A 21,473-nucleotide genomic window follows, 5' to 3' on the forward strand; every position below is an offset into this window, starting at 1 on the left:
TTCAATGAGGGATCCATCAAAACTCAGGGAGCCAGTCGTTCACGAATCCAGTGCTGACCTTCCTGGCGGTAGCTCAGGCGGTCATGCAGCCGGCTCTTGCGTCCTTGCCAGAATTCCCACCGCTCGGGCACCAAACGGAAACCGCCCCAGTGGGGAGGCCGGGGAGGATTGAGCAAAAACTGCGCGCTGTACTTGGCGGCATTGGCCACCAGCACGCCGCGGCCACTGATGACCTGGCTTTGCGGACTGGCCCAGGCCCCAATTCTGGAGTCAAGCGGGCGGCTGGCAAAGTAGGCATCGCTTTCTTCGGCACTGACTTTTTCCACACGGCCTTCGATGCGCACCACGCGCTCCAGCTCTACCCAGTGAAATTGCAATGCAGCGAATGGATTGCCCGCCAGCTGCTGGCCCTTTCGGCTGTCGTAGTTGGTGTACCAGACAATGCCACGCTCGTCGTAACCTTTGATCAGCACAATACGCGTGCTGGGTCGCAGGTCGCCGCTCACGGTCGCCACAGTCATGGCATTGGGCTCAGGCACTTGGGCTCTCACGGCTTCCTGCAGCCATTGGTCGAACTGCTGCAGGGGATTCTGGTTGGAAGCGGATTCGCTCAGCTCTGCGCGTTCATAGCTTTTGCGCAGATCGGCAATGGATGAAGATAGGCTGCTCATGTCCACATTGTGCCGCGCAGCCAAAGCCGACGTTATGCTCGACAGCAATATGAATCAAGAAGTTTTGTCCGCTCCCGTGATTGATTCGGAGCAGCCTTGTGTGCTGGTTCTCGCTGCGGGCAGGGGAGAGCGTTTTCTCGCATCGGGCGGATCCAGCCACAAGCTCCAGGCCATGCTGGGCCTGCAAACCGTTCTGCAAACCACGCTGGCTGCAGTGCAGGCCTCGGGCCTTCCCTGGTATCTGGAATACGGGCCGCATCCCGGCATGGGCGACAGCATTGCGGCGGCCGTCAAGGCCACAGCCGGCGCCAATGGCTGGCTGGTCCTGCCTGCAGATTTGCCCTTGATTCAAGCCAGCACGCTGCAACAACTGGCTTTGCAGCTGGCACAGCTGGAGAGTCGCGAGCTGCGTGTGATCCAACCTTTTTATCAGGGCCAGAAGGGCCATCCTGTAGCTTTCAGTCGTGCAGCAGCGCAGGAACTTGCTGAGCTCAGTGGCGATCTGGGCGCAGCCTCCATCGTGCGCAACGCGGCGGAGAATCAGCGTCTGAGGCGCTGGGACTGCGATGACATAGGCTGCGTGCTTGATGTGGACACCGTGCAGGCCTTGGAAGAGGCGCGCAGGATCTGGCAGGCGCGCAATTCTTGATTGTCTAGAAGCCCCTGAGGGAGTGCCTGACGCGGTAGCCTTTGAATTTGCCGAGTTCGTCTATCAGACAAGCCCCGGCTCCAGCTGTCTGGCCTTGTCCTTGAAATGCACTCCCGCTACTCATTTTTCAGGCGATGGCAGGCTTAGGCGCCGCGCTCAATCACGGCACAAGCCAGGCGTGCGCCTGAATTGCCGGTGGGCTGGGTCGTGTAGTCATCCGGATCGTTGTGCACGATCAGCGATCGACCCAGAATGCCGCTGCTGCCTCTGTCCAATTTGAACTCCTTGCTCACAAAATCGATAGTTGCCACGCCCTGGGTGTCGGCGTCAAGGCTGGGCAGGTCACCGATGTGATGGGCCTTGCTGTCGCCGAATTTGCCATGCGCCTGCTGTCCAGGGTTGAAGTGGCCACCGGCGCTCAAGCCGTCGCCGCTGGAGCAGTCACCTTTTTCATGGACATGAAAGCCGTGCTCGCTATTCGGCGCAAGCCCTTCCACGCGGCCTTTTACTCGCACGCTACCGTCAGGCTGTGGGAAGAACTGTACCGTACCCGTTACCTGGCTGCCCTTGGTGGCTTCCAGACGTGCAATCGATTGAACGCCTTTGCTGAGAGTCGCTGCGGGAGTCGTCTCCGAAGAAGAGGGCGCGGCCGTGTTGCTGGTCGTGGAGCAGGCTGTCACGGCCAAGCTTGCTGCAAGCGTCAAACCTGCCCAGGCAGGGCGCGAAAAGAGGGCGGCAACACGGTTGGGGAACATGGCAGTCTTTCCGAAATCAAAAGGCCATTGTGCCCCGGATCGCCAGAATTTCAAGCTTCTTTGCTCTGCAGACCAATACAGTAGAGCGATGTTAGCTACGTTTCAAATAGCAGCAGCAGATGGGCAACTGGCTTGCTGGAAGTCCGCATAGGCCAGCAGGCGCTTGAGCGCCTTGTCGTCGATGCCAAGCCGTTGCAGCTCGTCAAAAGTGGCCTGCGCATAGTCCAGGGTCGTGCCGTATATACCCTGGGCCTGAGAGAAAATGCGCCGGTATTCATCCGGCGCCAGCTCGCCGGTATGGTGCGGGCTTTGGCGTGACAGCGTGAATGCGAGGGCTTTCACGGCTCCGTGCGGGGTGCGGCAAGGCAGCCAGCGCGGGTCATAGACGGCATTTGGCATCTCACGCAGCCAAAGCTTGCGCATGACAGTATCGCCTTGGTTGCGCGGAATACGGAAGGCCATGCCCTGGCAACTGCCGCCCGAGAGCATGCCAAACACCAGGCCTGGAACCTGGGGCGTGCCACGGTTGATGGTGCTCCACATTTTGAGGGCACGATGCCAGCCATGTACATGGGCCGAGCGGCGTTCGCTGAAGTCGAATTCGGGACGCCAGATCAGGGAACCATAACCAAAGATCCACAAATCCTCGTCACCTCCCCACTGCACCAGAGCCCGCTCCAGCATCTGGTCAGCATCACGCATGGAATGATTCAACAAAGGAAGGGCGGACATGGAAACTCCTCGAACCGGATTCAGAGCTGAATTGACTTTGATATATAACGCGCGGACGCGCCGTCGGTGCACCTGTGCACACACGAAGGCGTAAAAGCAACGCTTTCCCGGTGTGAAACGGCTGAAATTTGAATCTTTTTTGCGATTGCTGTGAGAGCAGCAGTTAGGGCGTTTCACGGCAAACCTCTAGAATGCGTGGTTTTGTCGCTTTGTCAGCCTGAAGCATGTAGCTGGGCTGCAAAGTGTCATGAATACAGGTTTCGTACTTTCATAATCACCCGCAAATACGGAGATTTCATTCATGTCCTTCAACAGCTCTGACGACGATAGCCAACAACGCTTTGCCCTGGGTTTTCTGTTTGCCCTGATCGCTCTGGTTGTCTCCACCGTCGTCGGCACCGTCGTCTACAAGCGCGGTATTTCCCATGCTCCCAAGGCCGAAGCAGCAGTGTCCGCACCCAGCGCGACCAACGTGCCTGTGGTGGTGGTTGAAGAAACTGCCCGCGTGATCGTGGAAAACGGTGTGGTCAAGTTCTACTTTGTCTCGGGCAAGGCGGAAGTGGCCGCTGGCGCCAACGAAGCGCTGAGCGATGTGGTCAAGGGCGTGGCTGAAGGCAAGCGCGCCGTGATCTCCGGTTTCCATGATGCAACCGGCAGTGCTGAAATCAACGCGGAACTGGCCAAGCAACGTGCGCAAGCCGTCCAGGCCGCCCTGGTGGCACTGGGCGTGGCAGAAGACAAGGTCGAGCTGAAGAAGCCCGAGCAATCTCAGGCCGACGGCTCCAATGCCGAAGCTCGCCGTGTGGAAGTGATTCTGGCCGACTGATAACCCCAGTTCTCTTGCACAAAGCCCGATATGGCATTCGCTGTATCGGGCTTTTTGCTGTTTGCAACAGAGCAAGGATCAGTTGTTTTCAATGAATCCAGCTGCCGGAGGCTTGCCCAGGGCAATGACTCTTTCAATGCCGCCTGCATCGACCTGGCGCATGACAAATGATCCCCGCGCAAAGCGCATGGAACGGATCTGCCAGCACCCGTTGATGCGCTCGTACTCATCACTGTACTGACCTGAGAGATTGACGATGGTGCGTTCCTTGACATTGACCTGGCAGAACTCCAGATCCCACAAGCCTTTTGCACTATCAGCTCCCGTAAAGCTGATCTGAGGGTTGTGGCCGTGGTGCATGTCCTGGATGGACGGGTTGGCAACCGCCAGCCTGGTGAAGGTTTCAACCCATTCTTCGCGATCCGTAAAAGCCGGAAAACCATCGGCCTCGATGACTGCGCCATGCTCCACAAAGCACTCACGCATGGCATTCGGTTGCTTCTGATCGCAGGCTCGCAAGTACCGGGCCTTCAAAGCCTGTATCGCCTGAATATCCTCAAGATGCTGCAAACGCTGCTGAAGTTGCTCCAGAACCGAGTCACTCATTGCCAGTCTCCTGATTGGTGTTGGAGTGCCGAGTCTGGAATGCCAGCCAATGACTGAAAACCCATGTTTGGACGATAGGTAGTCAATTCAGGCCTGAAAAATCAGGAACTGGCGCAGATCGTCAAGGACATTGCCGCCAATACGGTCGGGACCATCGTCCATCGCCTGGTAACTGACGGTCAGTGCAGACATGAGATTCACACTGTGGAAGCCTGCTCTCTAACAGCGGTTGGGGCAACAGGCCACAACGGTTCGCAGTGGCGGGCTTCAGGCTGCATGACTGACGTCATGGCTTGGTTATTTGGGAGATGCTTCGCTGTGCAGTCCGGTATGTGCCCGGAGTCATACCCGTCCAGTGACGAAAGGCACGGTGAAAAACAGCAGGAGTGCTGAAGCCCAGGGCATAGGAGATCTCAGCCAGAGAAACGTCGTTACGTACAAGGTTCAGGATGGCCAAGTCCCTGCGCAGTTCATCCTTGATGCCCTGGAAGGACAGACCTTCCTCTTGCAATTTGCGGATCAATGTTCGCGAGGACATGTGCAGTCGGCTTGAAACGTCGTCCAGCGTTCTTCCCAGATCTGCGTGCAACAACTCGCGCACTTTTAGCCGTATAGCGTGTTCGTGGTAGGAGGTGAATATCCAATCGCGGGGTGCTCGTGCAAGAAAGGTCCGTACGTCAGCTGCACTGCGTACGGGCCGAATTTTCCCTAGCTCGGCACCAAAGGTGATCTGCGAGTGCTTGCCATCGAAATCAATGGGGGCCGGGAACAGGATCGGATAGTCGGCGGCAAAGGAGGGACGCGGAAATGCGAGCCCCACGCTGTAAACAGGAACCTCCCGGCCGACGAGCCATGAAACGATGCCGTGCGTGAGCTTCAACATCAGTGCGTGGCCGAAGCGGTTCACCCCCGCCTCGGGTGAACGGGGGATCAGGTCCAGGCGCAGTGTGGTTTCAGCTTGTCCAAAATTCAAGTGATAGTCGTCCAGCAGCAGGTTCCAGAACTGTGTGAAGCGATATAGCGCCACATCGATTGTGGGCGCATCCATGAGCACCCGGATGATGTATTTCAGGGAGCCGGTTCGTATGGGGCGGCTCCATAAACCCATCATTTCATCGCCCGTTGCGCCTGCGCTTTTCTGATAAAGCCCAACGAGCTGATCGTGTGTGAGCCGAGCGCCAGGGTGACTGATGAATTCCTTGACGATTCCAGCCTCTTTCAGGCAGCGATCCAAAGCTTGTTCAGAGCAAAGCGCCCGCAGGCTTTGCAGCAGATCCTGCACCAAATCGAGTGAAACGGTTGCCGTCGAGGTACTTCTGCCATCCTCTGCATCCGTTTGAGGCCATTCCAGGGGATCTGGTGCGATTGTCACTTTTTGCATGTTTCAAGTCGCCATTGGCAATTGGATGGGGAGCGCCTTGTACCTATTCTCTGAATAAAGGAAAAGGAGACAACGACATGGAACGGCTTGGAAACATGATGCGCATGCCGCTGCTTATCAGTTCAATCCTAACGTATGCCCTTGAAAATAGCGGAGATCAGCAGATTTTAACGGCACTTGACGATGGTGGGTTGCACACGTACTCGTACCGTGAATTCGGTGAAAGAGTGATGGATCTGGCCATCGGCATGACGCGGCATGAAGTGCAGCCAGGTCAGAGGGTGGCGACATTGGCATGGAATACCTATCGCCATCTGGAAATCTACTATGCCACGGCTGGTATCGGCGTGATTTGCCACACGGTTAATCCGCGGCTGAGTCGTGAGCAAATCACCTTCATCATCAATGATGCGCAGGACACCGTTCTGTTCTACGACGCGCAATTCACAGAGCTGGTCGATTTCTTGCGCCCTCAATGCCCGTCAGTCGCGCATTGGGTGCTGTTGAGCGAAGGTGCAGGTGGAGGAAGCGCTGGGGACAACTACGGCTCCTGGCTTGGCAACGACACCCGTGGCTTTGAATGGCCGGTCTTTGATGAAAATACCGCGTGTGGGCTGTGCTACACGTCCGGCACCACTGGAGCGCCAAAGGGGGCCCTGTACTCCCATCGATCAACTGTGCTGCACGCCTACGCGTCCAGCCATCCCAACGCCGTCGCCATCTCGGCCAGAGATGCCGTGATGCCATTGGTGCCCATGTTTCATGTCAATGCTTGGGGTTTGCCGTATTCAGCCTTGATGTCCGGGGCCAAGATTGTCTTGCCGGGATCGAACATGCAGGGGGAGCGCCTGTACGCTCTGTGCGAGCGAGCAGGGGTGACGTTGTCGGCCGGCGTTCCAACTGTATGGAAAGGCGTGTTGGACCATGCCGAAAACCACGGACTAGCCTTCAGCACGCTTCAGCGCATCCTCATCGGTGGCGCGGCATGCCCGCCTCACATGATTGCGGCTTTTGGTGCCCGTAATGTCACGGTGCGCCACGCCTGGGGTATGACGGAGGTGTCCCCTCTGGGAACGGTGTGCCAATTGCTTCCCCAGCATGCGTCGCTGTCTGGCGACGAAGCCCTGCAGGTGCTGGCGTCGCAAGGGCGGCCCTTGTTTGGTGCGAGATTCAAGGTGGTGGACGATGCTGGCAATCGATTGCCCCACGATGGAGTTTCAACTGGGCACCTGATGGTTCAGGGCAACTGGGTCATCTCTCGCTACTACGGCAAGACTGAGCCCGCGATCGAAGACGGATGGTTCTGTACGGGAGACGTCGGCAGCATGGATGCGGACGGCTACATGCGCATCACGGATCGCCGCAAGGATGTCATCAAGTCAGGCGGAGAGTGGATCTCATCCATAGAGATTGAAAACATCGCGATGGAAGAGTCCGGTGTCGAGTTGGCAGCCTGCATTGCCGAAGCCAACGAAAAGTGGGGTGAACGCCCGGTGCTGTTCGTCGTGCCTAAGGCGGGCGCGGAGCGATCGGCCGAACGGATTCTTGCGCGCTACCAAGGGCGTGTGGCGAAGTGGTCCATTCCCGACAGGGTGGTGTTCATAGATCACATGCCGATGACGGCCACCGGAAAGATTCAGAAAACAGCGCTGCGTGCGCTGGCGACGTGATCCGTCCCTATCCCCATTCGTTACCCATTTCACCGCTTGCAAGGAGTTCTTTCTATGTCTACCCCTCTTTTGCTGACGTCCGAGCAGGACGACGTCGGCATCGTTACCCTGAACATGGAGCACAAGCGCAATGCGCTGAACGAGGAAGCGATTGCGGCCATCGATGCCTATTTTTCGGCTATTCCCAGCCACATCCGCGTCGTCCTTCTAATGGCCAAGGGTGAGCATTTCTGTGCCGGGCTCGATTTGAAGGAGCACCATGACAAGGAGCGCAGCGGCGTTGAATTCATGCGCGTGTGTCAGGGCTGGCACCGCGCGTTCGACAAGATCCAGCATGGTGGCATCCCTGTGGTCGCCTGCCTGCAAGGCGCCGTAGTAGGCGGTGGGCTGGAACTTGCCAGCGCGGCCCATGTCCGTGTGGCCGACAGCGGCACCTTCTTCGCGTTGCCCGAGGGAACACGTGGCATCTTCACTGGCGGCGGTGCCACTGTGCGCACGGCGCGCATCATCTCCGCCCCCCGCATGGTTGAGATGATGCTCACGGGCCGGGTTATCGATGCGCAGGAAGGCCGTCAACTCGGTCTGGCCCACTACGTCTGCGACTCCGCCAAGGGCGATACACCAGCCTCTGAATTGGCACTTTCCCTGGCGAAAAAGATCGCTGGCAACGCGGCGCTATCCAACTACGCCATCGTCAGTGCCATCAACCGCATTGCGGACATGTCGGCCACGGATGGTTTGTTCACCGAAGGGCTGGTCATGGCCATGATCCAGCAGGGGCATGACGTACAGCAGCGCCTGGGCGAGTTCGTCAACAAGAGGGCGCACAAGGTGCAACTGGGCCACTGATTCTGGTCGCCTGCCAACCCGCAACAACAACGGAGACAAGCATGCTATCGAATGAAGAAATATGCCGGCGGCTGCCCGGCCACCCTGGCTACGAACAACTCAAAACCCAGCGCCGCCGCGTGGCATTTGCCTTTGCCAGCGTATGCCTGGGACTGTGTATGGCCTTCATTCTGGCTGCAGTGATGTCGCCTGCCAGTCTGGCCGTGCCTTTGAACCGCGAGGGAACGCTTACCAGCGGCGTGGCATGCGCCACCGGGCTGATCGCGTTGTCATGGGGGCTAACGGGCATTTATATCCACATTGCTAATACACGCTTCGACGCTCAGTGCACGCGGCTGCTGTCGGGGTTGCAAACATGAACACGCAGGCCATCCTGATCTTCGCTGGTTTTGTCGCCATCACGCTAGGCATCACCTACTGGGCATCAAACCGCACGCGTTCCACCTCGGATTTTTACACTGCAGGTGGCGGTATCACTGGGACCCAGAATGGAATGGCAATCGTGGGCGACTACATGTCTGCAGCCACATTGCTGGGTATCTCCAGTTTGGCATTCTCCAACGGCTTCGACTCGCTGATCTACGCGGTGTGTGCCTTCATGGGCTGGCCCATGATCATGTTTCTGATTGCAGAGCGCCTGCGCAACCTGGGGCGCTATACGCTGAGCGACATCGTTTCCTACCGCTTGGATGAGCGCAGTACGCGCATCTTCACCGCGATCAGTTCGCTGACCGTGGTGCTGTTCTACCTCATTGTGCAGATGGTTGGCGCCGGACAGTTGGTGCAGCTACTGTTTGGCATCGACTACACCTATGCCGTCATTGCCGTTGGTCTGCTGATGATGGTGTATGTCGTGGTCGGCGGCATGGTTGCAACGACCTGGGTGCAGATCATCAAGGCCGTGCTGATGCTGGGCAACGGCATCGTGCTGATGGTGCTTGCTTTGCGCTACTTTAATTTCGACTTCTCGTCCTTATTGGCGGCTGCTGCCAACAACCATCAGGCTGGCGAAGCGATGAAAGGGCCCTGGAAGCTCATGGCGAATCCGATCTCCGGCTTGTCACTGGCCGTCTCCCTAGTCTTTGGCATTGCGGGCCTGCCTCACATCATGATGCGTTTCTTCACCGTGCCCAATGCGCGCGCGGCCCGCAAATCGGTTTTCGTCGCCACAGGCTTGATGGGCGCGTTCTTTGTGATCATCTGCTTTCTGGGTCTCAGTGCAATGGCCATCCTGCCGAACTACCCCGCATTCTACGTGGACGGCAAGGTGGGCGGCCCTGTGCTGGGTGGCTCAAATATGCCCATCATGCACCTGGCGACCGCGCTGGGCGGCAACTTGCTGTTCGGCCTGCTGGCTGCCGTATCGTTCGCCACCATTCTCGCGGTGGTCAGTGGATTGACGCTGGCCGGTGCCTCCGCTATTGCGCATGACCTGTATGCAAAGGTCTACAAGAACGACCATGTTTCCCCCAGTGAGGCCATGCGCGTGAACCGTCTGGCCTCCATTGGCATCGGCATGGTAGCCATCGTGCTCGGTCTGCTCTTTCGAGATCAGAACGTGGCTTTCCTGGTGGCCCTTGCCTTCAGCATCGCTGCATCCGCCAACTTTCCAGTGTTGCTCATGTCGATGTACTGGCGCAGCCTGACGACCCGTGGTGCCTTGGCCGGCGGCCTGGTAGGGCTGAGCGTAGCTCTTGCTTTGGTAGTGCTCTCGCCTGCGGTATGGGTGCGCATCTTCCATTTCGCCGCGCCGGTATTTCCCTATGACTACCCCACACTGATTTCGATGCCGTTGGCATTCGTGGTGATCGTCGTGGTATCCCTCATGGACCGCTCGCCGCGCGCCGCGCAGGACAAAGCTGGGTTTCCTGCGCAGGAGGTGCGCGCGGAAACCGCCGTAGGCATTGCCTCTGTATCTCATTGAACGTACGGAAGATAAGCAAGGACATGACTTACCAAGCCCCCATTGACGACATGCTGTGTTGCATGAAGGAACTTGCTGGGCTAGACGCAACCGCGCGACTGCAGGGGCTGGAAGAAGTCATGCCGGAGACGGCCCAAGCCTGCGCCAAATTCACCCAGATAGTGATCGCGCCGCTGAATGCAGCTGAGGGACAAAACCCCGCTGCCTTGGCCGATGGCTCGGTGAGCACCTTGCCCGGCTTCAAATGGGCTTACCTACGGTTGATGGAAGAGGGTTGCAGCCCCCCGCCTTTGGCGGCCAAGGTCTGCCCAGCATCGGCGCGGCATGCACGGAAATGCTCAACAGCGCCAGCATGAGCTTTGCATTGTGTCCGCTGCTGCCAGCAAGGTCATGTTGGCGCGCCAGAAGATAGATACGGCCTTCCTGAGCACAAAGATCGCCACATCGCACTTCTTACACCATCCGCATCCTTTCAAACGTTCCAGGCTTGCGCGACATCGTCATCGACGGCAATGAAAGCACGCTGGCGTGTGAGTCTTTCTGAACACAAGCATTCGTCATTCGACGGGTTTCTTTTTCCACCGAACAGGAGTTTCACCATGACCGATATCAGTAACAGAACGGAAATCGCCCACTACATAGGCGGCGCTCACATCTCTGGCAACGGCACGCGTAAGCAACCCATCTACAACCCCGCCACCGGCGCCGTTAGCCGCCAGGTGCGTCTGGGTACGGCTCAGGACGTGGAGGCTGCCGTTGCTGCTGCGCAGTCTGCATTTCCGCAGTGGGCGGACACCCCGCCCATACGTCGCGCGCGCGTACTGTTCAAGTTCCTGGAACTGCTTAATCGCAATAAGGACGAACTCGCCGCACTCATCACGGCCGAGCATGGCAAGGTTTTTACTGACGCTCAAGGCGAGGTGGCACGGGGCATCGATATCGTCGAGTTCTCATGTGGAATTCCCCAACTTCTCAAAGGCGACTTTACCGATCAAGTCAGTACCGGTATTGATAACTGGACTCTGCGCCAGCCACTTGGCGTCGTCGCTGGTGTGACACCTTTCAATTTTCCCGTCATGGTGCCCATGTGGATGTTTCCCGTAGCCATTGCCGCCGGCAATTGCTTCGTGCTCAAGCCTAGCCCCACTGACCCCAGCCCGAGTTTGTTCATCGCCGATCTGTTGAAACAGTCAGGCTTGCCCGACGGCGTGTTCAACGTTGTTCAAGGAGACAAAGAGGTTGTAGATGCGCTGCTGGAACACCCTGAAGTGAAGGCGCTGAGCTTTGTCGGCTCTACCCCGATCGCCAACTACATCTATGAAACCGGTGCGCGCCATGGCAAGCGCGTGCAGGCGCTGGGAGGTGCCAAAAACCATATGGTGGTGATGCCAGATGCCGATATCGACCAGGCCGTGGATGCACTGATCGGTGCGGGCTATGGTTCAGCGGGGGAGCGCTGCATGGCCATCTCTGTCGCAGTCCTCGTAGGCGACGTCGCCGACAAGCTCATGCCCAGATTGGTGGAACGAACCAGAGCATTGAAAGTGCTCAATGGCACCAATTTGGCGGCAGAGATGGGCCCCATCGTGACTCCTGTGGCGCATGCGCGTATCAGCAGCTATATCGAGCAGGGCGTTAAGGAGGGGGCACAACTGCTCGTTGATGGCCGTACCTTCCTGGGCGCTGCTGCCGGAGAGGGGTGCGCCAACGGCTTTTGGATGGGGGGCACGTTGTTCGACCAGGTTACGCCGGAAATGAGCATCTACCGAGAAGAGATCTTCGGCCCCGTGCTGTCATGTGTTCGAGTCGCTGATTTCTCCGCCGCAGTGCAACTCGTCAACAAGCATGAGTTTGGCAATGGCGTTGCATGTTTCACCCGCGATGGCAATGTGGCTCGGGAATTCACTCGGCGTATCCAGGTTGGCATGGTAGGTATCAACGTACCCATTCCGGTGCCCATGGCCTGGCACGGCTTTGGTGGGTGGAAGAAGAGCCTGTTTGGCGATATGCATGCCTATGGGGAAGAGGGGGTGCGCTTCTACACCAAACAGAAATCCGTCATGCAGCGTTGGCCCGAGAGCATTGGCAAAGGCGCGGAATTCGCCATGCCAACGGCCCAATAGGTAGAGACAACATCCATTGCCGATGACTCTGAAGACAAACAGCTGCATGTATTTCGCAATGCTGTAGACGTGCGTCTCGTCTTGTTCGATCTCGCGCGTGCAGTCAACGATTTCCTGGCCGTTGGTGACGCAAGCCAGTGACAGTTCCTCGGTCAGGCGGAATCCAGGTGATTCTCGAAAAATCGCATATGGTCGCGGGCGTTGCAGGCCTTCCATCACTGGATAGAAAAAAGCCTACTCGCGTAGGCTTTTTTATTGCTCACCTGCTACGCGCTACGCAGCGGATCGATTTTTTTGGCGTCTGAGTGGCGTTCTTCGCTGTAATCGTTTAATTTTTTTTGTATTAATTCGATTTTGTAGCCATCAGGATCCGTCACAAAAGCAATGACGGTACTACCGCCTTTGACGGGGCCAGCCTCACGGGTCACATTACCGCCGGCAGCCTTGATCTTCTCGCAGGCGGCATAGGCATCGGGCACACCCAGAGCAATATGACCGTAAGCCGTGCCCATGTCATAGTTCTCGGTTCCCCAGTTGTAAGTCAGCTCAATTTCCGCCTGACCCGGGTTACCACCTTCGAAGCCAAGAAAGGCCAACGAGTACTTGTACTCGGGGTTCTCGGACGTGCGCAGCAGTTGCATGCCGATGACGTTGGTGTAGAAATCAATAGAGCGCTGGAGATTGCCAACGCGCAACATCGTGTGGAGGAATCGCATAGGCACTATTTTGCCAGCAGGTTCTGAGTTGCAGGCGGGTGAAGTAATTTCTTGTACGTTTTTACAGTCATGCCTTCAAGAGCAGCTCGCTGAGCGACGTCCCCCCGGATTTGAGTAGCGTCTGACTCTGGAGTCCAATCCCGAAGACAGGAGATTGGACGTGAAAAAGAGATTTACAGAAGAACAGATCATTGGCTTCCTGCGAGAAGCGGAGTCTGGACTGCCAGTGGCAGAGCTGCGCCGCCGGCACGGTTTCTGCATGAGCGTCTCGGACGCGAAACAGCTCAAGGAGCTAGAGCTTGAAAACGCCCGTATCAAGCGGCTGCTGGCCGAGTCCATGTTGGAGAACGAGGTGACGAAAGAAGCCTTGAGAAAAAAGTGGTGAGCGCACCTGCACGGCGCGAGGATGGGCGGTGGACTCAGCGAACGCCGCTCACTGCTCGTCATCCAGCACTTACCGTTACAAGCCCGCTGAAAGCCGAAACGGTGACGTGGTACGTCCCACACATCTTCGACGAAGTGGCGCTCAGCTTCCACCAGCACTGCCCGTTGGCCAGGTAGGCCAGGGCCCATATAGCCCATCTCGCGTCCCCCCATTTGCGTTGGACTGGCCTGTCAGCGAGAACGGACCGCTACCCGGCTTGCAGATCGCACCGGTAGCGAGGTGCAAGTTACAGATGGCATTGGTGTTCCAGGTGCCGTGCGCGCTCTGGTTCAGCCCCATGGTCCAGCAGCTCATCCAGGCCCCGGCTTTGCCGATTAATGCGCAGGAACAGGATGGGGTGGCAATCGGCCATATTGGCGCCGATCACGAAAAAGACATCGGCTTGATCGAAATCCTTGTAGGAACCGGGGACATCTGGCCCGATACGTACAACGAAATAGCATCGGGGCCATGAGTGTCAAGGATGGTCTTGAGGCGCTGGGCAGTTTTCGTAACGGCCTCGTCCATTTTGACCTGCACAGGATCGCGCTGACGGTCAATGCGCGCAAATGCGGTCTCCATCCGGCCAGACTCCCTCAAAGTCTGCGAGCTGCTGGAGTCCTTGGTGCACAGGCGGCCGAAGTTGGTCGGGTGGCTTTTGATGCCGATGACCTTGATCACCTTACCCTGGTCCACGTGCAGATTCATACCGCAGCCAACGCCGAAGTAAGGGCGCACAGAGGAGACTTCGGTGGCCATGTGCACTCAGTCCTTGAGCCAGACGATGCCGTCGCGCAGCTCGATGGAGTAGACAGGCAGGATGGTGTCCGGTTCTTCCACGCAGGCGCCGGTGCGCAGCAGATAGTGGTGCTTGTAGATGGGCGAGGCGACGACAGGTTCGCCGCCCAGGTCGCCAACGATGCCGCGAGAGAGTACGTTGGCACCACTGTGGGGATCATGGTTCCCTATGCCGTAGAGGCTGCCGTCGGTCAGCCGAAAGACGGCCACCTGACGACGCCCGATGAGAGCGCAAACGCCCGTGTCGGGCCAGATGTCGTCGAAAGGGCAGATGCGGTGCCAGATGGCAGCAGAGGCTGCGCTCTTGTTGGCGGCTGAGCTCGTGGGTGCGGCGGTGCGCGTGGGTTCTGGCGCAATGGCGGTATCGTTCATGAGGTGCTCCTTAGGGGGTCAAACGCTGGCTTCGACCAACACCGGGATGCCTTTGAGGCGTGCGTGCTTTTCGGCTTGGGTAGCGGGTCGGATCTGGCCGCGCTCCTGAACGAAGACCACGTTGTCGTCGCCTGCGTCGCTGTTGACGAAGGTACGCAGGCGCCGCACGACGGCAGGGTCGTCCACGGCCTTTTTCCATTCACAAGCGTAGGTGCCCACGACATGGGCCATTTGCGCCTCCAGCTCGGAGGCAAGACCCAGACTGTCGTCGACCACAACGGCCCTGAGGTAGTCCAGGCCACCTTCGAGGTTGTCGCGCCAGGTGCTGGTGCGCTGCAGCCGATCAGCGGTACGGATGTAGAACATCAGGAAGCGGTCGATCAGACGTACCAACTGATCCTTGGAAAGGTCAGCTGCCAGCAGCTCGGCGTGGCGTGGTTTCATGCCGCCGTTGCCGCAGACATAGAGGTTCCAGCCTTTTTCTGTGGCGATCACCCCCACGTCCTTGCCCTGTGCTTCGGCGCATTCGCGTGTGCAGCCGGAAACGCCGAACTTGATTTTGTGTGGCGAGCGAAGGCCCTTGTAGCGGTTCTCCAGCTCGATGGCCAGGCCAACGCTGTCGTCCACGCCATAGCGACACCAGGTGGACCCCACGCAGCTCTTGACCGTACGCAGCGACTTGCCATAAGCATGGCCCGATTCAAAGCCTGCATCCACCAGCTCACGCCAGATCAGCGGCAGTTCGTGGACTTGGGCTCCGAACAGATCGATGCGTTGGCCGCCCGTGATCTTGGTATAGAGGCCGTAGTCCTTGGCGACCTTACCAATCACGATCAGTTGGTCAGGCGTGATCTCACCTGCGGGCACGCGTGGGACGATGGAATAAGTGCCGTCCTTCTGGATATTGCCCAGGAAGTAGTCGTTGCTATCCTGCAGCGGCGCACCGTTGCGGTCGAGAACGAAGTCGTTCCAGCAACTGGCCAGGATGTTGGCCACCGTGGGCTTGCAGATGTCGCAGCCATGACCTTTGCCATGTTGCTGCAGCAATAGCGCGAAGGTTCGGATTTCGCCAACGCGCACCAAGTGATAAAGCTCCTGGCGCGAGTGCGGAAAATGCTCGCAAAGGTGGTTGTTGACAGCTACGCCTTGGCGCTTGAGCTCGGCCTTGAGTACCTGGGTAACCAGCGGCACGCAGCCGCCGCAGGAGGTCCCCGCCTTGGTGCAGGATTTAAGTTCGCTGATGGTTTGCACACCGCCAGCGATAGCTGAGCACAACTGCCCCTTGCTGACGTTGTTACACGAGCACAGTACCGCAGCGTCAGGCAGGGCGTCCACGCCGAGGCCTGGTTTGGCCGCGCCGTCGCTGGTTGGCAGGATGAGCTGGCCGGGTGCATCGGGCAACTCCATATTGTTGAGCGCCATCTGCAGAAGCGTGCCGTACTCTGCGGCATCCCCCACCAGCACGGCGCCCAGCAGGCGCTTGCCGTCTTCGCTGACAACGATTTTCTTATAGATCTGCTGCAGCTCGTCGGTGTAGTTAAAGCTGCGACTACCCGGCGTCTTGCCAAGTGCGTCCCCGATGCTGGCTACGTCCACACCCATGAGCTTGAGTTTGGTGCTCATGTCGGCGCCCGTGAACGCGGCATCGGCCTGTCCTGCCAAGTGAGCTGCGGCAACGCGGGCCATATCGTAGCCTGGCGCGACCAAACCGAAGACCTGCTCATTCCAGGCCGCGCATTCACCGATGGCATAGATGTCGTGATCGCTGGTGCGGCAGTGGTCGTCAATGACCATGCCTCCGCGCGGACCGATGGCCAACATGCATTGACGTGCCAGTTCGTCGCGCGGCCGGATGCCGGCCGAGAACACGATCATGTCGGTTTCGAGATAAGTTCCATCGGCGAACACCATGCGATGGCGCGCCGTGGCGCCATCGGTGATCTCCACAGTGTTGCGGCTGGTGTGAGCCTGCACGCCCAGCGATTCGATCTTGGTGCGCAGCACGCGACCGCCGCCTTCGTCCACTTGGACCATCATCAGGCGTGGTGCGAACTCCACGACATGGGTTTGCAGCCCCATGTCGCGCAAGGCCTTGGCACATTCCAGCCCCAGCAGCCCGCCGCCCACCACTACGCCGCTTTGGGACTTGGCCCCCGAGGCCTGCATGGCTTCGAGGTCCTCGATGGTTCGGTAGACAAAGCAGTGAGGGCGGTCGCGTCCCGGCACACCCGGTACAAAGGGTGAGGAGCCCGTTGCAAGCACCAGCTTGTCGAAGGCCAGTACTTCACCATTGGTCAGTTGCAGCGTACGATCGCGCCGCTCGATGGAGGCAACGCGGGCATTGAGGCGCAGCGTCAGGCCCGGGCGGTCGTAGAAGCCCTCTGGGACCAGGGACAGATCGTCGGCGCTGCGGCCACTGAAGAACTCCGACAGGTGGACACGGTCGTATGCTGGGCGCGGCTCCTCACCAAGTACCGTCACTTCCCATCCTGCTGCGCAAAGGTCGGGAAATTGTTCGGTTAGAGCTTCGACATAGCGTTGACCCACCATGCCGTTACCAACAACGATGAGCTTTCGTGGTGTTTTATGAATCGCGTGGGGCATGCGATATCCCTTCGTCGGAGGGGAGTGAAGCGAGTTACGCTCCCTCTCACGGTTAAAAAAACAAAAAGGCGCTTGCGCCATGACCTAGCCACCTTTGGCCAGGTATGTCGCAAACGCCGTTGTCCTCAACTGTCGGAGCTACATTGCCCAGACCGTTGCTATGAATAAAGCATTTTTTATGCCAATCATTTTCTTGCTCATGGAGCTTGGCAGTGCCGTGGTTCCAAACGAAGGTGCTGCTGATTCTGATCTACCGATGCTTCAGTTCGGTGCGGTGTCCGCATCGATAGGCACTCTTGTGGGGCGCGATAGCAAGGAATGCCGTTACGGATTCGCTCATGCCTTTTGAACTGGATATCGGATGGGTCTCACGCTCCGGTCGTGCGCAGGACAACGAGGACTTCGCGGCAGTACAACTGCAGGACGAAAGTTCGGGCCACGCCAGCATGCTCGCCGCCGTTGCCGATGGTGTCAGTGCGGGTGGCTGGGGCCGTGAAGCTGCACAGACCACGGTAACCTGTTTGGCACGCGACTTCTTTTGCACGCCAGCCACCTGGGAGCCCACCGTGGCGCTGGACCGCATCGTGGGTGCACAGAACGCTTGGCTCTATGGCATCAATCGGCGACGTCAGCCGGCCTATGGTCTGACCACGCTGACAGCTCTGGTTCTACGTGGGCAGAGTTTCACGCTGGCCCATGTAGGCGATACCCGTGCCTACCTGTTGCGACAAGGGCAGATCGAGCAGCTGACGGAGGACCATGTGATGGGCGGCGTGGACTTCGCGCACCGCCTGGCGCGCGCCATCGGCCTGGAGGATAGGGTCAGCATTGACTATCGGCAAGGAGAAGTGGTTCCCGGCGACATTTTTGTACTGCTGTCAGACGGCATACACAATGACGTCAAGCCGCGCGAGTTTGCCCAGTGGGCGGGCGAGGGCGGTGCACAGTCCCTGGCCGAACGCTTGGCTGATGCCGCGTGGCGCAACGGCAGCCGCGACAATCTCACAGCCGTGGTCGTTCGCGTGCTGGGCGTGAAGGAAGCAACCCTGGACGACACTATGCGTCGCGCACAGTCCCTGCCGCCGTTGCCTCTGCTCAGGCCCGGCAGTCTGGTGGATGGGCTGCGTGTGGAGGCTTTAGTGGCCGACAGTGGCATTTACCGCGTGTACCGAGTGCTGGATGAGCGCAGCGGCCAGCGCCATGCGCTCAAAACGCTGCACACACAGCGTGCCCATGACCGCGAGGAATGGGCTGCTCTGGCCCATGAAGCATGGGTGGCCGGCCATCTGCAGACCGGAGCGGCAGCCCGACATCTGGTTCGGCTGCATGCTGCGCCGGTGGATCTGCCGTCAGCTTTCTATCTTTTGTACGAATGGGTGGAGGGCGAGACGCTTTCTCAATGGCTGGAGCGACGACATCAGCCTGGTGTAGACCAGGTGCTTGCCATAGGTCAGCAGGCCGCGCGTGTGCTGGGTTACCTGCACCGACAGGGTGTTATCCACCGCGACGTCAAGCCCGCGAACCTTCACTGCGGTGTTGATGGGGTGTTGCGTCTGCTCGACCTTGGCGTTGCGCTGACTGGCCGAGAGCCTCCCGAACTGCGTGCCTTACATGCGGGTACTGCTAGCTACATGAACCCCGAGCAGTGGGACGATCCGCCAGTGCCAGCAAGTGCGGGCAGCGACCTGTTCGCTTTGGGCGTGACGCTGTACCAGCTATTGACAAGTGGACGTCTGCCTTATGGTGAGGTTATCGCTTACCAGAGAGGGCGCTACTGGCGTGACCCAATACCTCCCAGTCGTCACAACCCACAAGTACCAATCTGGCTGGATGCCATCGTTCTTAAGGCGATCGTTCGCGATCCTGCACAGCGCTTCGAGACGGCCGAAGAAATGTTGCTGGCGTTAGAGCGCGGAGCTGCGCGGCCACTATTGCCGCAAGCGTCCAGTCCACTCCTTGAGCGCGATCCAGCATTCGGTTGGAAGACAGCGCTCGCCTTCAGCGTTGTGCTCAATGTGGCGCTGCTTTACTGGTTACTGTTCCTGCCACGCTGAGCTTTGAATCAAGCCGGCACGGTGCGTGCGCGACCGCCTTTCTCCGCCCAGGTGCGTGTCCAGCGCAGTTGCATGTGGCGCAGCATCACCAACATGACTAGTGAAAAGCAGGCAAACACAGCGAATCCTGTGAAGTAACTGCCGGTGTGCTGTTGCGACAAACCCATGCTTGCAGGGATCAAGCCGCCGCCCAAAGCGCCCAACTCTCCGATCATGGAGCCGGCCACAGCAGTGGTTGTTGGCCACCGCAGAGGAACCAATTGGAACAAGGCACCATTGCCAGCTCCCAAGGCGGCAAAACATACCAAGAAGAACAGCACTGTGAGAGTTAAGGAGTGGCCGCTGAGTCCGCAAAGCAGCAAGCTAATGAAGACGACGACCAGCACTGCTGTGAGCGTGTTCACTCCGCCCCAGTGATCCGACAGCCAGCCGCCAAAAATGCGCGTAGTCGCACCCATAAACGCAGCCAGCATGGTCAACTGCCCAGCTTCAACTTTGCTCACACCGAATTGGTCATAAAAGTAGCTTGGCAGAAAAGTGGCTAAGCCAATGAAGCCGCCAAAGGTGACGGCATAAATTAGGCTGAAGGCCCAGCCGTCCTTCTCGAAAAGGCAGGCAACATGGTCGCGCAGAGTGGCATGTGCATCACGGTCTGCGGGTTCTCGGGCAAACACAATCATTACGACCATAGGCACCAGAATACCTAGAGCCGCAAAGCCGTATACGGCCTGCCAGCCAAAGGCCTGTGCCAACTGCGGTGCCAGCAGTGCGGCAAAGGCCGTTCCGATGTTGCCGGCACCAACTAGTCCCATTGCTAGTCCCTTGTAGTGCGGTGGAAATGAGCCTGAACCGAGTGAAAGAGCTACGCCGAAGCTGGCACCAGCAATGCCTAGCAAAACGCCCATGGCCAGCAGATCACCAAAGGAGTCAACGGCGAAGTAGCCGTACAACATTGCGATGGCGATGCCCACCATCTCAACCAAGGTGGCATTCTTTCTACCGATGTACTGAGCCAGTAATCCCAGCGGAAAGCGCATCAGCGACCCCGCGAAGATTGGGATGGATAGCATCAGGCCCTTCTGCGCCGGTGTCAGATTAAAGCTCTCGCTGAGAAAAGGGGCCATTGCACCATTGATGACCCAAATGCCGCATGAGCAGGCGAAATAGAAGAGTGATGCGCCCAAGGTTGGTGCATGCCCAGCTTGTAAAAAGTTTCGGAAGCCCGTCATTGCTTTCTGTCCCTACAAAAGAAAACGTCTACGCAGGCATTACCCGCAATAGCGGCCTATGCCTAACGTAGACGTCGTTGTCTTGATACAGCCGAATCTGCTTCATTGCAAAAACGGCTACAAGTCAGTTAAGCAAGATCCGTGCTCATCCGCTTGAGTGTGCAAAGAACATGATGGAGTGATGTTCTACCGAACCAAATGGCCCAACTCCTCGTAGGCCCGCGTTTCTCGACCTCCATGGCGGAGAGTTTGGTGTTAAGGGATACCCCGCCGGTTGAAGTCGCTTTGCGACCAAGAGCTGACGTCCGTGTTTGCAATCGTCCAGACCGATTCACGAAGATGACCCAGTTCAACCTCCAGCCGTCGTTCAGAAGTCTGCGGTAGTCGGCAGCTCTTGACCGGAGCCGGGCCTAGCTACTTGTGAGCGCAGCACCACAAAGCGAATCTCCGACAGGACCAACGCCCGTCCAATCATGTTCAATAAAACTCGTTCTATCGCCCGTCGCTACGGTGCCAAGGTCGTTGCAGGTTCTGCGGGTGTCTTGGCCGTTGCTTCTGGGACCAACCTAAGTTTCCTGGCTGTAGTCAAGGTTGCATGGCTAATGCCGGCCCAAGCACAGGTGTAACCGATAGCACCGGCAAGACCCTGTACAAGGGCATGGGCACGCTCACAGGCGGCAAGTGCAGCTACGGCACACCTAGTGAACCTTCTGCGCCTGATGCGCCACCACCCGCAGAAAAAGCCGAGCCTATCGACAAGCGCTGTGCGGGACAGACTGGCACCGTCAATGGCAACACCGTTTGCATTCCTGCAGCCAGCGCAACTGGCGTGGACTGGACGGGCACGACTACAAACAGCGACGGCACCAAAACCGAAGGCAAAACCACCACGACTTGCTCTAACGGCGTCTGCGAATCCACCACGACTAAGACCACTAAGGACGCTAACGGCAACGTCACAGGCACCACGACTTCGACAGACAAAGTCAGTCAAGACCAGTACTGCGCCAAGACCAAAAACAAGGACAGCATGCTTTGCGCTGCTGTCAACGCCAATCCGGTACCAGGCAAAGACAGTCAAAGCGGCACA

19 protein-coding genes and 3 pseudogenes are annotated in these 21,473 nt (G+C 58.3%); 12 read left to right on the forward strand and 10 right to left on the reverse strand.

Going from position 1 to position 21,473, the window contains the following annotated elements; genetic code table 11:
* Positions 1 to 23 precede the first annotated feature (23 nt).
* Positions 24 to 671, reverse strand: a complete 648-nt coding sequence (gene pdxH / locus AAIL66_RS05220) for a pyridoxamine 5'-phosphate oxidase (RefSeq protein ID WP_034356018.1) — start codon at positions 669 to 671, stop codon at positions 24 to 26.
* A 34-nt stretch (positions 672 to 705) separates the two neighbouring features.
* Here pdxH and AAIL66_RS05225 point away from each other — a divergent pair, with 34 nt between their 5' ends.
* Positions 706 to 1,320: an NTP transferase domain-containing protein gene (locus tag AAIL66_RS05225; protein WP_063661385.1), complete on the forward strand. Its 615-nt coding sequence runs from the start codon at positions 706 to 708 to the stop codon at positions 1,318 to 1,320.
* 143 nt (positions 1,321 to 1,463) lie between these two features.
* On the opposite strand, the gene AAIL66_RS05230 is transcribed toward AAIL66_RS05225, so the two are convergent.
* Positions 1,464 to 2,075: a superoxide dismutase family protein gene (locus tag AAIL66_RS05230; protein ID WP_343496170.1), complete on the reverse strand. Its 612-nt coding sequence runs from the start codon at positions 2,073 to 2,075 to the stop codon at positions 1,464 to 1,466.
* Positions 2,076 to 2,177: 102 nt separating this feature from the next.
* Entirely contained in the window at positions 2,178 to 2,807 is a 630-nt protein-coding gene (locus AAIL66_RS05235) for a gamma-glutamylcyclotransferase (protein ID WP_034384211.1), read from the reverse strand.
* A gap of 301 nt (positions 2,808 to 3,108) precedes the next feature.
* Between AAIL66_RS05235 and AAIL66_RS05240 the strand changes: the two genes are divergently transcribed.
* Positions 3,109 to 3,633 (forward strand): OmpA family protein, encoded by a 525-nt coding sequence (locus AAIL66_RS05240; protein ID WP_224651021.1) that lies wholly within the window; start codon positions 3,109 to 3,111, stop codon positions 3,631 to 3,633.
* A gap of 78 nt (positions 3,634 to 3,711) precedes the next feature.
* On the opposite strand, the gene AAIL66_RS05245 is transcribed toward AAIL66_RS05240, so the two are convergent.
* Both AAIL66_RS05245 and AAIL66_RS05250 read right to left on the reverse strand, forming a co-directional pair.
* Positions 3,712 to 4,239, reverse strand: coding sequence for a nuclear transport factor 2 family protein (locus AAIL66_RS05245; protein WP_343484908.1), 528 nt, complete (start codon positions 4,237 to 4,239; stop codon positions 3,712 to 3,714).
* Positions 4,240 to 4,525: 286 nt separating this feature from the next.
* Entirely contained in the window at positions 4,526 to 5,521 is a 996-nt protein-coding gene (locus tag AAIL66_RS05250) for an AraC family transcriptional regulator ligand-binding domain-containing protein (RefSeq protein ID WP_343496186.1), read from the reverse strand.
* Positions 5,522 to 5,697: 176 nt separating this feature from the next.
* On the opposite strand from AAIL66_RS05250, the gene AAIL66_RS05255 reads away from it, so the two are divergent.
* From AAIL66_RS05255 to AAIL66_RS05280, 6 genes are all read left to right on the forward strand, one after another.
* The gene (locus tag AAIL66_RS05255) at positions 5,698 to 7,290 is read left to right on the forward strand and encodes a long-chain-fatty-acid--CoA ligase (protein ID WP_343496171.1); all 1,593 of its coding nucleotides are present in this window, start codon (positions 5,698 to 5,700) and stop codon (positions 7,288 to 7,290) included.
* A gap of 54 nt (positions 7,291 to 7,344) precedes the next feature.
* A complete protein-coding gene (locus AAIL66_RS05260; protein ID WP_034384220.1) occupies positions 7,345 to 8,139 on the forward strand; it encodes a crotonase/enoyl-CoA hydratase family protein in 795 nt (264 codons plus the stop codon).
* 41 nt (positions 8,140 to 8,180) lie between these two features.
* A complete protein-coding gene (locus AAIL66_RS05265; protein WP_034355977.1) occupies positions 8,181 to 8,498 on the forward strand; it encodes a DUF485 domain-containing protein in 318 nt (105 codons plus the stop codon).
* On the forward strand, positions 8,495 to 10,063 hold the full coding sequence (locus AAIL66_RS05270) for a sodium/solute symporter (protein ID WP_034391558.1): 1,569 nt from the start codon (positions 8,495 to 8,497) through the stop codon (positions 10,061 to 10,063). Before AAIL66_RS05265 ends, AAIL66_RS05270 begins: the two co-directional genes overlap by 4 nt.
* Before the next feature lie 23 nt (positions 10,064 to 10,086).
* On the forward strand, positions 10,087 to 10,419 hold the full coding sequence (locus AAIL66_RS05275; protein WP_343496172.1) for an acyl-CoA dehydrogenase family protein: 333 nt from the start codon (positions 10,087 to 10,089) through the stop codon (positions 10,417 to 10,419).
* 243 nt (positions 10,420 to 10,662) lie between these two features.
* Positions 10,663 to 12,186: a CoA-acylating methylmalonate-semialdehyde dehydrogenase gene (locus AAIL66_RS05280; RefSeq protein WP_343496173.1), complete on the forward strand. Its 1,524-nt coding sequence runs from the start codon at positions 10,663 to 10,665 to the stop codon at positions 12,184 to 12,186.
* 266 nt (positions 12,187 to 12,452) lie between these two features.
* Here the strand turns inward: AAIL66_RS05280 and gloA are convergent, their stop codons facing one another.
* Complete coding sequence (gene gloA / locus AAIL66_RS05285; RefSeq protein WP_343496174.1) at positions 12,453 to 12,902, reverse strand: lactoylglutathione lyase; 450 nt, start codon at positions 12,900 to 12,902, stop codon at positions 12,453 to 12,455.
* A gap of 160 nt (positions 12,903 to 13,062) precedes the next feature.
* Here gloA and AAIL66_RS05290 point away from each other — a divergent pair.
* Positions 13,063 to 13,254 (forward strand): annotated as a pseudogene (locus AAIL66_RS05290) (transposase); the annotation flags it as partial.
* 140 nt (positions 13,255 to 13,394) lie between these two features.
* Here AAIL66_RS05290 and AAIL66_RS05295 read toward each other — a convergent pair.
* From AAIL66_RS05295 to nirB, 3 genes and pseudogenes are all read right to left on the reverse strand, one after another.
* Positions 13,395 to 14,085 (reverse strand): annotated as a pseudogene (locus AAIL66_RS05295) (reductase); the annotation flags it as partial.
* A 6-nt stretch (positions 14,086 to 14,091) separates the two neighbouring features.
* Positions 14,092 to 14,496: a nitrite reductase small subunit NirD gene (nirD, locus tag AAIL66_RS05300; protein ID WP_343496175.1), complete on the reverse strand. Its 405-nt coding sequence runs from the start codon at positions 14,494 to 14,496 to the stop codon at positions 14,092 to 14,094.
* A gap of 18 nt (positions 14,497 to 14,514) precedes the next feature.
* Positions 14,515 to 17,100 (reverse strand): nitrite reductase large subunit NirB, encoded by a 2,586-nt coding sequence (nirB, locus tag AAIL66_RS05305; RefSeq protein ID WP_343496176.1) that lies wholly within the window; start codon positions 17,098 to 17,100, stop codon positions 14,515 to 14,517.
* Between the two features lie 160 nt (positions 17,101 to 17,260).
* Here nirB and AAIL66_RS05310 point away from each other — a divergent pair, with 160 nt between their 5' ends.
* Both AAIL66_RS05310 and AAIL66_RS05315 read left to right on the forward strand, forming a co-directional pair.
* On the forward strand, positions 17,261 to 17,449 hold the full coding sequence (locus tag AAIL66_RS05310) for a hypothetical protein (protein WP_343496177.1): 189 nt from the start codon (positions 17,261 to 17,263) through the stop codon (positions 17,447 to 17,449).
* Positions 17,439 to 19,154, forward strand: a complete 1,716-nt coding sequence (locus AAIL66_RS05315) for a bifunctional protein-serine/threonine kinase/phosphatase (RefSeq protein WP_343496178.1) — start codon at positions 17,439 to 17,441, stop codon at positions 19,152 to 19,154. The genes AAIL66_RS05310 and AAIL66_RS05315 overlap by 11 nt, the downstream gene beginning before the upstream one ends.
* Before the next feature lie 8 nt (positions 19,155 to 19,162).
* On the opposite strand, the gene AAIL66_RS05320 is transcribed toward AAIL66_RS05315, so the two are convergent.
* Complete coding sequence (locus tag AAIL66_RS05320) at positions 19,163 to 20,383, reverse strand: MFS transporter (RefSeq protein WP_343496179.1); 1,221 nt, start codon at positions 20,381 to 20,383, stop codon at positions 19,163 to 19,165.
* A gap of 595 nt (positions 20,384 to 20,978) precedes the next feature.
* Here AAIL66_RS05320 and AAIL66_RS05325 point away from each other — a divergent pair.
* Positions 20,979 to 21,473: pseudogene (locus AAIL66_RS05325) on the forward strand (hypothetical protein); the annotation flags it as partial.

The organism is Comamonas sp. F1-6 (assembly GCF_039581415.1).
Classification (GTDB): domain Bacteria; phylum Pseudomonadota; class Gammaproteobacteria; order Burkholderiales; family Burkholderiaceae_C; genus Comamonas; species Comamonas thiooxydans.

Coding starts and splice junctions, on each gene's coding strand:
- gloA (WP_343496174.1), bottom strand. CDS start 12,902: ATGCGATTCCTCCACACGATGTTGCGCGTTGGCAATCTCCAGCGCTCT.
- AAIL66_RS05280 (WP_343496173.1), top strand. CDS start 10,663: ATGACCGATATCAGTAACAGAACGGAAATCGCCCACTACATAGGCGGC.
- AAIL66_RS05270 (WP_034391558.1), top strand. CDS start 8,495: ATGAACACGCAGGCCATCCTGATCTTCGCTGGTTTTGTCGCCATCACG.
- AAIL66_RS05235 (WP_034384211.1), bottom strand. CDS start 2,807: ATGTCCGCCCTTCCTTTGTTGAATCATTCCATGCGTGATGCTGACCAG.
- AAIL66_RS05245 (WP_343484908.1), bottom strand. CDS start 4,239: ATGAGTGACTCGGTTCTGGAGCAACTTCAGCAGCGTTTGCAGCATCTT.
- nirD (WP_343496175.1), bottom strand. CDS start 14,496: ATGAACGATACCGCCATTGCGCCAGAACCCACGCGCACCGCCGCACCC.
- AAIL66_RS05310 (WP_343496177.1), top strand. CDS start 17,261: ATGAATAAAGCATTTTTTATGCCAATCATTTTCTTGCTCATGGAGCTT.
- AAIL66_RS05225 (WP_063661385.1), top strand. CDS start 706: ATGCTCGACAGCAATATGAATCAAGAAGTTTTGTCCGCTCCCGTGATT.
- AAIL66_RS05255 (WP_343496171.1), top strand. CDS start 5,698: ATGGAACGGCTTGGAAACATGATGCGCATGCCGCTGCTTATCAGTTCA.
- pdxH (WP_034356018.1), bottom strand. CDS start 671: ATGAGCAGCCTATCTTCATCCATTGCCGATCTGCGCAAAAGCTATGAA.
- AAIL66_RS05260 (WP_034384220.1), top strand. CDS start 7,345: ATGTCTACCCCTCTTTTGCTGACGTCCGAGCAGGACGACGTCGGCATC.
- AAIL66_RS05275 (WP_343496172.1), top strand. CDS start 10,087: ATGACTTACCAAGCCCCCATTGACGACATGCTGTGTTGCATGAAGGAA.
- nirB (WP_343496176.1), bottom strand. CDS start 17,100: ATGCCCCACGCGATTCATAAAACACCACGAAAGCTCATCGTTGTTGGT.
- AAIL66_RS05230 (WP_343496170.1), bottom strand. CDS start 2,075: ATGTTCCCCAACCGTGTTGCCGCCCTCTTTTCGCGCCCTGCCTGGGCA.
- AAIL66_RS05240 (WP_224651021.1), top strand. CDS start 3,109: ATGTCCTTCAACAGCTCTGACGACGATAGCCAACAACGCTTTGCCCTG.
- AAIL66_RS05265 (WP_034355977.1), top strand. CDS start 8,181: ATGCTATCGAATGAAGAAATATGCCGGCGGCTGCCCGGCCACCCTGGC.
- AAIL66_RS05320 (WP_343496179.1), bottom strand. CDS start 20,383: ATGACGGGCTTCCGAAACTTTTTACAAGCTGGGCATGCACCAACCTTG.
- AAIL66_RS05315 (WP_343496178.1), top strand. CDS start 17,439: ATGCCTTTTGAACTGGATATCGGATGGGTCTCACGCTCCGGTCGTGCG.